This is a genomic window from Escherichia sp. 10290, from assembly GCF_030295155.1.
Classification (GTDB): Bacteria; Pseudomonadota; Gammaproteobacteria; order Enterobacterales; family Enterobacteriaceae; genus Escherichia; species Escherichia coli_F.
On record NZ_AP025741.1, the window covers coordinates 1,403,962 to 1,416,465 of the forward strand.

Consider the following 12,504-nt stretch of genomic DNA (forward strand, 5'->3'; position numbering starts at 1 on the left):
TTGTGGTGGATTTTTATATTGACAACAGTACAGTTCTTATATCTATTAGTGACAGAAAGGGATCTACAACCTACAGATTGGTGTAGCTTTATGGAAAAAGACTATTTGGGAATTAGTAGTACTGTATTGGTGAGCTTATTGTTTGGGCTTGCATTCGTTTTGGTAAATAGTTGGTTTAATCAGCCAACCGTTGAGGAGGTTGTTCCACGATCAACCTATCTAATGGTTATGATTGCTTTATTTTTTATCGATACCGTTGCATTTATTTTCATGCAATTGTATTTCATTTATGATCGTGTGCAATTTTCAAACTGTATACTTAGTTTAGCGTTTCTGAGTTGTTTGATTTACTTTGTTAAAACTGTCATTATCATTCAGCAATTTATTGAGGGGCATTTGATAAGCAGCGTTGTACAAAATGATATTGCAATTTATTATTTGTTTCGTCAGATGAGTTTGTGCATGTTAATATTGCTAGCGCTGGTGAATAAAGTTAGTGAAAACAATAAGAAACGCTGTTTTTTTTCCAAAAAAATGACATTGTGTATAAGCCTGTTTTTTATTTTTGGGGGGGCGGCAGTTGCTCACATGCTAAGTAGTCATTATGATGACTACAGTTTACATATTGCCGAGTTAACAAATGAAAATGGTCAGGTAGTCTGGAAAACCTCATATGTTACCATAATGATTTTCATGTGGTTAATCTTGCTTTTGGTTAATCTATACTTTAATGGTTTACGCTGTGATATCTGGAATGGAGTATCAGTGATTGCTTTCTGTGCCGTGCTGTATAATATCTCTCTGTTATTTATGAGCAGGTATAGTGTGTCCACTTGGTATATTAGCCGCACTATTGAAGTAGTCAGTAAATTAACCGTTATGGTAATATTTATGTGCCATATTTTCAGTGCGCTACGAGTAACAAAGAACATTGCCCATCGCGATCCATTAACTAATATATTTAACAGAAATTATTTTTTCAATGAACTGAAGGCTCAATCAGCATCAGCCCAAAAAACGTCTTATTGTGTCATGATTATGGATATCGATCACTTTAAAAAAGTTAACGATACGTGGGGGCATCCGGTTGGCGATCAGGTGATAAAAACAGTGGTGAGCATCATTGGGAAAAGCATACGACCAAATGACCTTTTAGCACGCGTTGGCGGCGAAGAGTTTGGCGTCTTGCTGACGGAGACCGATACTGAAAGCGCGAAAGTTTTAGCCGAAAGGATAAGGGCAAATGTAGAGCGTTTGACAGGCGATAATCCTGAATACGCCATACCGCAAAAAGTGACGATTAGCATTGGCGCTGTGGTGACTCAGGGAAGTGCGTTAAATCCGAATGAGATCTATCGAATGGCTGATAATGCACTATATGAAGCGAAAGAAACCGGACGTAATAAGATAGTTGTAAAAGAGGCAGAAATTCTTATCAACTGCAAGGATGATGATTGAGTTTGTCGCCAGTTGTCGAACCCCGGTCGGGGCTTTTCATCCCCCGGTGTGTGCAATATACGAAAAAAAAAACCCGTACCTTCGTACGAGCTCTTCTTTAAAGATGGCGGTGAGGGGGGGATTGACTCGCTTCGCTCGCCCTGCGGGCAGCCCGCTCACTGCGTTCACGGTCTGTCCAACTGGCTGTCGCCAGTTGTCGAACCCCTGTCGGGGCTTCTCATCCCCCCGGCGTGTGCAATATACGAAAAAAAAGCCCGTACTTTCGTACGAGCTCTTCTTTAAAGATGGCGGTGAGGGGGGGATTGACTCGCTTCGCTCGCCCTGCGGGCAGCCCGCTCACTGCGTTCACGGTCTGTCCAACTGGCTGTCGCCAGTTGTCGAACCCCTGTCGGGGCTTCTCATCCCCCCGGCGTGTGCAATATACGAAAAAAAAGCCCGTACTTTCGTACGAGCTCTTCTTTAAAGATGGCGGTGAGGGGGGGATTGACTCGCTTCGCTCGCCCTGCGGGCAGCCCGCTCACTGCGTTCACGGTCTGTCCAACTGGCTGTCGCCAGTTGTCGAACCCCTGTCGGGGCTTCTCATCCCCCCGGCGTGTGCAATATACGAAAAAAAAGCCCGTACTTTCGTACGAGCTCTTCTTTAAAGATGGCGGTGAGGGGGGGATTGACTCGCTTCGCTCGCCCTGCGGGCAGCCCGCTCACTGCGTTCACGGTCTGTCCAACTGGCTGTCGCCAGTTGTCGAACCCCTGTCGGGGCTTCTCATCCCCCCGGCGTGTGCAATATACGAAAAAAAAGCCCGTACTTTCGTACGAGCTCTTCTTTAAAGATGGCGGTGAGGGGGGGATTCGAACCCCCGATACGTTGCCGTATACACACTTTCCAGGCGTGCTCCTTCAGCCACTCGGACACCTCACCAAATTGTCGTTCCTGTCTTGCTGGAACGGGCGCTAATTTAGGGAAATCATGACCTGAGGTCAACAAACTTTTTTAAAAAATCGCGCGTTTATTCAAACTTCAATCAATATGCAGTTTTAATAAGCGAAATCTGCTTTTTTTGCCACCGACCACGGATTTGTTATGCTGGTGGCCTTTGTAGATCATAACGATAAGTGCGAATAAATTTCGCCAACACTCTTCGGGAGTCAGTATGGACATCATCTTTTATCACCCAACGTTCGATACCCAATGGTGGATTGAGGCACTGCGCAAAGCGATTCCTCAGGCAAGAGTCAGAGCATGGAAAAGCGGAGATAATGACTCTGCTGATTATGCTTTAGTCTGGCATCCTCCAGTTGAAATGCTGGCAGGGCGCGATCTTAAAGCGGTGTTCGCACTCGGGGCCGGTGTTGATTCTATTTTGAGCAAGCTACAGGCACACCCTGAAATGCTGAAGCCTTCTGTTCCACTTTTTCGCCTGGAAGATACCGGTATGGGCGAGCAAATGCAGGAATATGCTGTCAGTCAGGTGCTGCATTGGTTTCGACGTTTTGACGATTACCGCATCCAGCAAAATAGTTCGCATTGGCAACCGCTGCCTGAATATCATCGGGAAGATTTTACCATCGGCATTTTGGGTGCAGGCGTACTGGGCAGTAAAGTTGCACAGAGTCTGCAAACCTGGCGCTTCCCGCTGCGTTGCTGGAGTCGAACCCGTAAATCGTGGCCTGGCGTGCAAAGTTTTGCCGGACGGGAAGAACTTTCTGCATTTCTGAGCCAATGCCGGGTATTGATTAATTTGTTACCGAATACCCCTGAAACCGTCGGCATTATTAATCAACAATTAATCGAAAAATTACCGGATGGCGCGTATCTCCTCAACCTGGCGCGTGGTGTTCATGTCGTGGAAGATGACCTGCTCGCGGCGCTGGATAGCGGCAAAGTTAAAGGCGCAATGCTGGATGTTTTTAATCGTGAACCCTTACCGCCGGAAAGTCCGCTCTGGCAACATCCACGCGTGGCGATAACACCACATGTCGCCGCGATTACCCGTCCCGCTGAAGCTGTGGATTACATTTCGCGCACCATTGCCCAGCTCGAAAAAGGGGAGAGGGTCTGCGGGCAAGTCGACCGCGCACGCGGCTACTAATAAAGCATCAGGTTTCCTGCTATCCTTGGCGGGAATTGAATACAGGAGAGAGTTATGTATCCCGTCGACCTTCATATGCATACCGTTGCCAGCACGCATGCATATAGCACATTGAGTGATTACATTGCCCAGGCCAAACAAAAGGGCATTAAACTTTTTGCGATCACCGATCATGGCCCGGATATGGAAGATGCGCCGCATCACTGGCACTTCATTAACATGCGTATCTGGCCGCGAGTGGTTGATGGGGTTGGGATCCTGCGCGGCATCGAAGCTAACATTAAAAATGTTGACGGTGAAATTGACTGCAGTGGCAAAATGTTTGATTCGCTGGATCTGATTATTGCCGGTTTTCATGAGCCGGTGTTTGCGCCGCATGACAAAGCGACCAATACGCAAGCGATGATCGCCACTATCGCCAGCGGCAATGTGCATATAATAAGCCATCCCGGAAATCCGAAATATGAAATAGATGTTAAAGCCGTTGCTGAAGCAGCTGCGAAACATCAGGTGGCGCTGGAAATCAATAATTCCTCATTTTTACACTCACGTAAGGGCAGTGAAGACAACTGTCGTGCGGTAGCCGCAGCGGTACGTGACGCTGGAGGTTGGGTGGCATTAGGCTCGGATTCTCACACCGCGTTTACCATGGGTGAATTTGAAGAGTGTCTTAAAATCCTCGACGCGGTAGATTTTCCGCCAGAGCGCATTTTGAATGTTTCTCCGCGCCGCTTACTGAACTTCCTTGAATCTCGCGGTATGGCACCGATTGCGGAATTTGCAGACCTTTAATTACTAGTAATGGAAATATATTAATGAACGAGTTTTCTATCCTCTGTCGTGTGCTGGGTTCGCTCTATTACCGCCAACCGCAAGATCCTTTACTGGTGCCGCTGTTTACCCTGATTCGTGAGGGGAAACTGGCTGCGAACTGGCCACTGGAGCAGGATGAGTTACTGACACGTTTACAGAAAAGCTGTGATATGGCGCAAGTCTCTGCCGATTACAATGCGTTGTTTATCGGCGATGAATGTGCTGTGCCGCCATATCGTAGCGCATGGGTTGAGGGCGCGACGGAAGCGGAAGTGCGCGCTTTTCTTTCCGAACGAGGGATGCCATTAGCGGATACGCCAGCCGATCACATCGGTACATTGCTGCTCGCGGCTTCCTGGCTGGAAGATCAGTCAACGGAAGATGAGAGCGAAGCACTGGAAACACTGTTCAGTGAGTATCTGTTACCCTGGTGTGGTGCGTTCCTTGGCAAAGTGGAGGCCCATGCAACTACGCCTTTCTGGCGCACCATGGCACCGCTAACCCGCGATGCTATTAGTGCAATGTGGGACGAGCTGGAAGAAGATTCTGAAGAGTAAATGTGATCTCCATCACTCATAACTGCAACAGATAATTTGTTGTTGCATAAAATGTGTGCTCGATCTCATTCATGGCCGCGTTTTCTGCTATCATGCGCGGCATGAACATACTTCTCTCTATTGCAATCACAACAGGCATTCTCTCCGGTATCTGGGGATGGGTGGCTGTTTCCCTGGGCTTACTAAGCTGGGCGGGCTTCCTGGGCTGTACGGCCTACTTTGCCTGCCCGCAAGGTGGGCTGAAAGGGCTGGCGATCTCCGCTGCAACCCTGCTTAGTGGCGTGGTGTGGGCGATGGTCATTATTTACGGTAGTGCACTGGCACCACATCTGGAAATTCTCGGTTATGTCATAACCGGTATTGTCGCGTTTCTGATGTGTATTCAGGCGAAACAGCTGCTGCTTTCATTTGTTCCGGGGACGTTTATAGGCGCATGCGCGACGTTTGCCGGGCAGGGTGACTGGAAACTGGTGTTACCTTCGCTGGCGCTTGGACTGGTATTTGGTTACGCAATGAAAAACAGCGGCTTGTGGCTGGCGGCGCGTAGTACGAAGACCGCTCACCGTGAGCAGCAAATCAAAAATAAAGCGTGAGGGGCACTCACGCTTTCGCTTGAACAGTAAAATGCCGGATGATAATTCCGGCATTTTTATCTATCAGGATTCCGGTGGAACCGACATATGGCGGTATTTCACCAGAATGTCATTCTGCCGTTCTGCTTTGTTCTGCAAATCCCAAAGACCGCGGTCGATACCATCATTAATCAGGAAAATGACCCCTGTTTCGATAGCCGACATCAGACACAGCATAACGGGTTCGTTTGAGGTGTAACCCACTTCCCCTTCCAGCAAGCGCTGGTAGTCAATAAAGCGGAAGACCCCCGCCTGAACTTCATAGGAAAGTATCGTCTTACTGGTGTTCACCGAGGAGAGGATCTCACCGGTACTCACATTGACGACACGCAGGTTCACGGCAATCTGATCGAGCTGGTATTGCGTGTCTGCACCGATCCCAAAATATCTTGCCCCAACACCGCCCGATTTAACGTTGCTTTCATAACCGATAATCGAACCTTCAACCATGATATTTGCCGCCGTTAAAGATTGCAGCGGGATTCGGTTATTAATCGCAACCGTGCCGTTTTCTTGTGCTGCACGAATAATCTTGCGCTCGTTAAGCAGGTTTTGTAAGCCCTGGCGCTCCAGCGGTATAAACCAGCGAGAATCTTTTAATGCCGTGACCAGCATTGCCGTGGCGCTTTGCGGAACAGCAGTGGAGAAGTTACTTGCCGGGTAGGGTTTAAATTGCCCGGTTTCGTCCTGAATGTTGTATACCGAAACAAAGATCTTACCCGTCGGCGCTGGCAGATGGGTCAAATCTTTGTAGCTCTGAGCACGAGGCATTAATGTCGGTCTGGCGGCTTCTTTAGGCGGGGCGGTTAAGCATCCGCTCAGTAACATGACGGCAACCAAAAGAAATAAGCGCTGCATGATTATTTTCCTTATGAAGCTGGGGCTTAAAAATCGGTTGAGTTATTTTGTAAACCCGAAACCTGGATGGTCGAGGTTTGTCCGGTTTTGCGATCCGTCACATTCAACTGCAATTGACCATCGCGGTTAGCGATATCGACAATATAATCGTTGGTCACCATGCGGCCCGGTTTACCGGTATTAATATTCGACAGTAGCCCACCTAAAATTTGTGACTGGATGGCCTGGGTAAAGTTATCTAACGCTGATGGCGTTTCAATACCAAAGTCATCGTTATAGCTCGGATCTTTATACGAGTTCTGTGCCTGGGCGCTATTTAATAAAAAAGCACCGTTATTTGGGTTACCACCAAAGTTTGGATTACGGAACTGGAAAGTCATGGTTCCAGCCCAACTTAAAGGCGAAATAAGCATGAGTAGAACTACTGCATGTTTGACACGCATTGCAGCCTCCGAACAATTTTTTATTTAGAATTCATCATGCGCCAAATCGCCCGTACTCAATAACGCCTGATTTATCTGGCGACGATTTAGTGCTTCTTCAGTTTGAATCAGTGCAAAGACGACAGTTTTTTCGAAGTCTCTTTTCAACGGGAATAAAAAAGTCTGGAAAATAACGTCCTGATTGACCGTTATTGTGATCCAACTTCCCCATCGTGCACTGGGCCTTTCATTAATCGTTAAGTTACCCGTATAGTCACTTTCCCATTTATCACTAAAGGCTCGGTAAAAATCATGGCCAATAGATGAAACAGTATGGTCAGTTAACAAGCCCGGGACTTCTACCTCAACGGCGTGAAGATTCCCTGCGGCGAACAGGAATTCTGCCGCCACAATCCAGCGTAAATAACGTTTCATGGCTTTATCGCCTGAGGTTATCGTTTGCCCAGGAAACCGCTTGTGTCCGGTTTTTTACGGCTATCTTCTTGAAAAGATTATAAAGATGCGTTTTAACCGTATTTTCGCTGATGAACAACGAACGAGCGATCTCGTTATTAGACGCGCCGATACGCAGCTTATTCAGGATCTCTTTTTCCCGATGAGTAAGGAGGGCTGATTCCGTGCTGTTATAACGATAGTTACCTGAATGCGTAATCAGGTAACTGGCAAGCTTTTGCGTAAAGTAGCATTCGCCGCGCAGGACGCCTTGCAACCCATTGACAACACGTTCTTGATCCTCCATGGCATAAAAAACGCCGTTGATATGAGGCCAGTTTTCAATGTCGCGGTACGGGTAATCTTCAGGCGTATTTAGCAACAATATTTTGATATTGTTGTTTTTCCTGCTCAAAGTATCCTGCCAATAATGGATAAGCTTTTTATCCGCTTCCATCATATCCAGAAGAATAATAGAGCCTGAAGATATATCGTCCAGAGAACGTTGAATATTATGTAATTTTCCTGTAATTGCCAGCGATTGTTTAAGGTGCTGCAAGAGAGCTGTCGCCTGCAAAGAAGGTTTAGTGATCAACAATAATGTATGACCATGGATACTATGGACTTCATTAAACATGATGAAACCCCGCTTTTTTTATTGATCGCACACCTGACAGCTGCCTCTAAAATAGAAGCACCAGAAGTACTGACAGATGTTGCACTGCTGTGTGTAGTAATAAATCAGCCCTAAATGGGTAAAATATAAAACTAATGGATTACATCTGATTTCAATCTAGCCATTACAAATCTTAAATCAAGTGTTAAACATGTAACTAAATGTAACTCGTTATATTAAAATGTTAATCTTAAGGTTTTATTAAGTTTAGAAATGATAGAAAAGTTGTACATTTGGTTTTTCTTGCACAATTTTAAAAAATCATACAAATGGTGCTAACTTGCTAATAATGCATATAAAAAATATTTCGGTGTAGTCCTTTCGTCATGTAAAACGTTCTTGTTTTTTCTCCACACCTCCGTGGACAATTTTTTACTGCAAAAAGACGAGGTTTGTCACGGCTTGTGCGCAAGACATATCGCAGCAATCAGCGACGGGCAAGAAGAATGACTGTCTGGTGATTTTTGATTGCGGAAAACCGAAATTTAAAAGAAAACAAAATATTTTTTTGCGTAGATAACAGCGTATTTACGTGGGCTTTAATACTTTGGTATGAACAAAAAAAGAAAAATACAACGCGCGGGTGAGTTATTAAAAATATTTCCGCAGACATACTTTCCATCGTAACGCAGCGTTAACAAAATACAGGTTGCGTTAACAACCAAGTTGAAATGATTTAATTTCTTAAATGTACGACCAGGTCCAGGGTGACAACATGAAAAACAAATTGTTATTTATGATGTTAACAATACTGGGTGCGCCTGGGATTGCAGCCGCAGCAGGTTATGATTTAGCTAATTCAGAATATAACTTCGCGGTAAATGAATTGAGTAAGTCTTCATTTAATCAGGCAGCCATAATTGGTCAAGCTGGGACTAATAATAGTGCGCAGTTACGGCAGGGAGGCTCAAAACTTTTGGCGGTTGTTGCGCAAGAAGGTAGTAGCAACCGGGCAAAGATTGACCAGACAGGAGATTATAACCTTGCATATATTGATCAGGCGGGCAATGCCAACGATGCCAGTATTTCGCAAGGTGCTTATGGTAATACTGCGATGATTATCCAGAAAGGTTCTGGTAATAAAGCAAATATTACACAGTATGGTACTCAAAAAACGGCAATTGTAGTGCAGAGACAGTCGCAAATGGCTATTCGCGTGACACAACGTTAATTTCCATTCGACTTTTAAATCAATCCGATGGGGGTTTTACATGAAACTTTTAAAAGTAGCAGCAATTGCAGCAATCGTATTCTCTGGTAGCGCTCTGGCAGGTTCTATTCCTCAGTATGGCGGTGGTGGTCACCATGGCGGTGGCGGTAATAATAGCGGCCCAAATTCAGAGCTGAATATTTACCAGTACGGTGGTGGTAACTCTGCACTTGCTCTGCAAACTGATGCTCGTAACTCTGACTTGACGATTACCCAGCACGGTGGCGGTAACGGTGCAGATGTTGGTCAGGGCTCTGATGACAGCTCAATCGATCTGACCCAACGTGGCTTCGGTAACAGTGCCACTCTTGATCAGTGGAACGGTAAAAACTCTGAAATGACTGTTAAACAGTTTGGTGGTGGTAACGGTGCTGCAGTTGATCAAACTGCATCTAACTCTAGCGTAAACGTTACTCAGGTTGGTTTTGGCAACAACGCGACCGCTCATCAGTACTAATTTATATTTCGTATTACAGAAACAGGGCGTAAGCCCTGTTTTTTTTCGGGAGATGAATATGAATGCGTTATTACTCCTTGCGGCACTTTCCAGTCAGATAACCTTTAATACGACCCAGCAAGGGGATATGTACACCATTATTCCTGAAGTCACTCTTACTCAATCTTGTCTGTGCAGAGTACAAATATTGTCCCTGCGCGAAGGCAGTTCAGGGCAAAGTCAGACGAAGCAAGAAAAGACCCTCTCATTGCCTGCTAATCAACCCATTGCTTTGACGAAGTTGAGTTTAAATATTTCCCCGGACGATCGGGTGAAAATAGTTGTTACTGTTTCTGATGGACAGTCACTTCATTTATCACAACAATGGCCGCCCTCTTCAGAAAAGTCTTAATTTGTTGAAATATCGAGCATAAGATGAATCTGGAGAGAATGGTCTGCTGCGGATCAGCCAACCTGAAAGTATGGATAACACAACCCTCAAGGATGACTAATCATTGAGGAAATAGAATAAATGTTCAGACCTTTTTTAAACTCTCTTATGCTCGGCAGTTTGTTTTTTCCTTTTATTGCCATCGCAGGAAGCACCGCGCAAGGGGGCGTGATCCATTTTTATGGCCAAATTGTGGAACCGGCATGTGACGTCAGCACCCAGTCATCACCCGTAGAAATGAACTGCCCACAGAATGGCTCTGTTCCGGGCAGAACCTATTCCAGCAAAGCGTTAATGAGCGGCAATGTCAAAAACGCGCAAATAGCCTCAGTAAAAGTGCAGTATCTTGATAAACAGAAAAAGCTGGCTGTAATGAACATCGAATATAACTAAGTTTCTGAACAACTCACCTTGCTGAGCAGAAAAATGCGATTTAACCAAAAAGCCTGCTGTACACTTAAGAAACAAGAAGGTGTAAGGAGGCGTTATGAAAACGCGTATTCATGTTGTGCAGGGTGATATTACCAAACTGGCCGTTGATGTGATTGTGAATGCGGCTAATCCGTCATTAATGGGAGGCGGCGGCGTCGATGGAGCCATTCATCGCGCAGCGGGTCCGGCCCTTCTGGATGCCTGTTTAAAAGTCAGGCAACAGCAGGGCGATTGCCCTACGGGGCATGCCGTTATTACGCTTGCAGGCGATCTTCCCGCTAAAGCCGTAGTGCACACCGTCGGGCCAGTCTGGCGTGGTGGTGAACAAAACGAAGACCAGCTTTTGCAGGATGCCTATCTCAATAGCCTACGACTGGTGGCGGCAAACAGCTATACGTCAGTGGCTTTTCCTGCAATTAGTACTGGGGTTTATGGTTACCCTCGTGCGGCAGCGGCTGAAATCGCAGTAAAAACCGTTTCAGAATTTATTACCCGTCACGCTTTACCCGAACAGGTATACTTTGTCTGTTATGATGAAGAAAACGCCCACCTCTACGAAAGACTCCTTACCCAACAAGGAGATGAATGATTTGCCCCGGCTGGCGAGCGCGGTGCTGCCACTGTGTTCGCAACATCCCGGTCAGTGTGGCCTTTTCCCTCTGGAGAAAAGTCTGGATGCGTTTGCCGCCCGGTATCGTCTGGCCGAAATGGCAGAGCATACGCTGGATGTTCAGTATTACATCTGGCAGGACGATATGTCGGGTCGGTTACTGTTTTCCGCCCTGTTAGCCGCAGCAAAGCGTGGCGTTCGCGTCCGTTTGTTGCTGGACGACAACAATACACCCGGACTTGACGACATTTTACGCTTGCTTGACAGTCATCCCCGCATTGAAGTCCGGCTTTTTAATCCTTTCTCGTTTCGCTTGCTACGTCCGCTTGGTTATATCACCGACTTTTCCCGTCTCAATCGCCGTATGCACAATAAAAGTTTCACTGTCGATGGCGTGGTGACGCTGGTAGGGGGGCGAAATATTGGTGATGCCTATTTTGGTGCAGGGGAAGAGCCACTTTTTTCGGATTTAGATGTCATGGCAATAGGACCAGTTGTAGAGGACGTTGCCGATGATTTCGCCCGCTACTGGTATTGTAAATCGGTTTCACCCTTACAGCAGGTGCTGGATGTCCCGGAAGGTGAAATGGCGGATCGCATCGAGTTACCCGCCTCCTGGCATGACGATGCCATGACGCATCGTTATTTACGCAAAATGGAATCCAGCCCGTTTATAAATCATCTGGTTGATGGAACGTTGCCGCTTATCTGGGCGAAAACACGTTTATTAAGTGATGATCCGGCGAAAGGGGAAGGCAAGGCAAAACGGCATTCACTGTTACCGCAACGCCTGTTCGATATCATGGGCTCACCCAGTGAACGCATCGATATTATCTCTTCCTATTTTGTACCGACACGCGCAGGTGTGGCGCAACTCTTACGGATGGTGAGAAAAGGGGTAAAGATTGCGATCCTAACCAATTCTCTTGCCGCTAACGATGTTGCTGTCGTCCATGCCGGATACGCGCGCTGGCGCAAAAAATTGCTCCGCTACGGCGTGGAATTATATGAACTCAAACCGACGCGTGAACAAAGTAGTACGTTACACGATCGCGGCATAACCGGTAATTCCGGTGCCAGCCTGCATGCTAAAACCTTTAGCATCGATGGTAAAACGGTGTTTATTGGCTCTTTCAATTTCGATCCACGTTCGACATTGCTCAATACTGAAATGGGGTTCGTGATAGAGAGCGAAACGTTGGCAGAGTTAATTGATAAACGCTTTATTCAGAGCCAGTATGATGCGGCCTGGCAGCTCCGTCTGGACAGGTGGGGGCGGATCAACTGGGTTGATCGTCATGCAAAGAAAGAAATTGTTCTCAAAAAAGAACCCGCTACCAGTTTCTGGAAGCGGGTTATGGTCAGACTGGCGTCGATATTGCCTGTGGAATGGTTATTGTAAACGCGGC

Annotated in this window: 15 protein-coding genes and 1 tRNA gene; 11 read left to right on the plus strand and 5 right to left on the minus strand. The window is 46.5% G+C overall.

What is annotated here, in order from left to right; all coding sequences use genetic code 11:
- Positions 1-90 precede the first annotated feature (90 nt).
- Entirely contained in the window at positions 91-1,458 is a 1,368-nt protein-coding gene (locus QUE74_RS06930; protein ID WP_000409829.1) for a GGDEF domain-containing protein, read from the plus strand.
- A gap of 828 nt (positions 1,459-2,286) precedes the next feature.
- On the opposite strand, the gene QUE74_RS06935 is transcribed toward QUE74_RS06930, so the two are convergent.
- Positions 2,287-2,374 (minus strand) — tRNA-Ser (locus tag QUE74_RS06935).
- 232 nt (positions 2,375-2,606) lie between these two features.
- Between QUE74_RS06935 and ghrA the strand changes: the two genes are divergently transcribed.
- From ghrA to QUE74_RS06955, 4 genes are all read left to right on the plus strand, one after another.
- Positions 2,607-3,545 carry a glyoxylate/hydroxypyruvate reductase GhrA gene (ghrA, locus tag QUE74_RS06940; RefSeq protein WP_000351291.1) on the plus strand — a complete coding sequence of 313 codons (939 nt, stop codon included), beginning with the start codon at positions 2,607-2,609 and terminating at the stop codon, positions 3,543-3,545.
- Positions 3,546-3,599: 54 nt separating this feature from the next.
- Positions 3,600-4,337, plus strand: a complete 738-nt coding sequence (gene ycdX, locus QUE74_RS06945; RefSeq protein ID WP_000283664.1) for a zinc-binding phosphatase — start codon at positions 3,600-3,602, stop codon at positions 4,335-4,337.
- Between the two features lie 23 nt (positions 4,338-4,360).
- On the plus strand, positions 4,361-4,915 hold the full coding sequence (ycdY, locus tag QUE74_RS06950) for a molecular chaperone YcdY (RefSeq protein WP_001001909.1): 555 nt from the start codon (positions 4,361-4,363) through the stop codon (positions 4,913-4,915).
- 101 nt (positions 4,916-5,016) lie between these two features.
- On the plus strand, positions 5,017-5,508 hold the full coding sequence (locus tag QUE74_RS06955) for a DUF1097 domain-containing protein (protein ID WP_001309402.1): 492 nt from the start codon (positions 5,017-5,019) through the stop codon (positions 5,506-5,508).
- A gap of 63 nt (positions 5,509-5,571) precedes the next feature.
- Here the strand turns inward: QUE74_RS06955 and csgG are convergent, their stop codons facing one another.
- Genes csgG through csgD form a run of 4 tightly spaced genes read right to left on the minus strand, consistent with a single transcriptional unit; the run spans position 5,572 to position 7,917 of the window.
- On the minus strand, positions 5,572-6,405 hold the full coding sequence (csgG, locus tag QUE74_RS06960; protein WP_001189321.1) for a curli production assembly/transport protein CsgG: 834 nt from the start codon (positions 6,403-6,405) through the stop codon (positions 5,572-5,574).
- Between the two features lie 26 nt (positions 6,406-6,431).
- Positions 6,432-6,848: a curli production assembly/transport protein CsgF gene (gene csgF / locus QUE74_RS06965; RefSeq protein ID WP_001264088.1), complete on the minus strand. Its 417-nt coding sequence runs from the start codon at positions 6,846-6,848 to the stop codon at positions 6,432-6,434.
- A gap of 24 nt (positions 6,849-6,872) precedes the next feature.
- Positions 6,873-7,262, minus strand: a complete 390-nt coding sequence (csgE, locus tag QUE74_RS06970; RefSeq protein WP_000833288.1) for a curli production assembly/transport protein CsgE — start codon at positions 7,260-7,262, stop codon at positions 6,873-6,875.
- A gap of 4 nt (positions 7,263-7,266) precedes the next feature.
- Complete coding sequence (gene csgD, locus QUE74_RS06975) at positions 7,267-7,917, minus strand: biofilm master transcriptional regulator CsgD (RefSeq protein WP_000481500.1); 651 nt, start codon at positions 7,915-7,917, stop codon at positions 7,267-7,269.
- A gap of 754 nt (positions 7,918-8,671) precedes the next feature.
- Here csgD and csgB point away from each other — a divergent pair.
- From csgB to clsC, 6 genes are all read left to right on the plus strand, one after another.
- Positions 8,672-9,127, plus strand: coding sequence for a curli minor subunit CsgB (gene csgB / locus QUE74_RS06980; RefSeq protein WP_001360656.1), 456 nt, complete (start codon positions 8,672-8,674; stop codon positions 9,125-9,127).
- Between the two features lie 40 nt (positions 9,128-9,167).
- Positions 9,168-9,623 (plus strand): curli major subunit CsgA, encoded by a 456-nt coding sequence (gene csgA, locus QUE74_RS06985; protein WP_000771423.1) that lies wholly within the window; start codon positions 9,168-9,170, stop codon positions 9,621-9,623.
- 58 nt (positions 9,624-9,681) lie between these two features.
- Positions 9,682-10,014 (plus strand): curli assembly chaperone CsgC, encoded by a 333-nt coding sequence (gene csgC / locus QUE74_RS06990; RefSeq protein WP_000992818.1) that lies wholly within the window; start codon positions 9,682-9,684, stop codon positions 10,012-10,014.
- 120 nt (positions 10,015-10,134) lie between these two features.
- Positions 10,135-10,446 carry a YmdA family protein gene (locus QUE74_RS06995; protein WP_000489582.1) on the plus strand — a complete coding sequence of 104 codons (312 nt, stop codon included), beginning with the start codon at positions 10,135-10,137 and terminating at the stop codon, positions 10,444-10,446.
- A gap of 94 nt (positions 10,447-10,540) precedes the next feature.
- Positions 10,541-11,074 carry an O-acetyl-ADP-ribose deacetylase gene (gene ymdB, locus QUE74_RS07000; protein ID WP_000857405.1) on the plus strand — a complete coding sequence of 178 codons (534 nt, stop codon included), beginning with the start codon at positions 10,541-10,543 and terminating at the stop codon, positions 11,072-11,074.
- Entirely contained in the window at positions 11,016-12,497 is a 1,482-nt protein-coding gene (clsC, locus tag QUE74_RS07005) for a cardiolipin synthase ClsC (RefSeq protein WP_001354909.1), read from the plus strand. Before ymdB ends, clsC begins: the two co-directional genes overlap by 59 nt.
- Positions 12,498-12,504 lie beyond the last annotated feature (7 nt).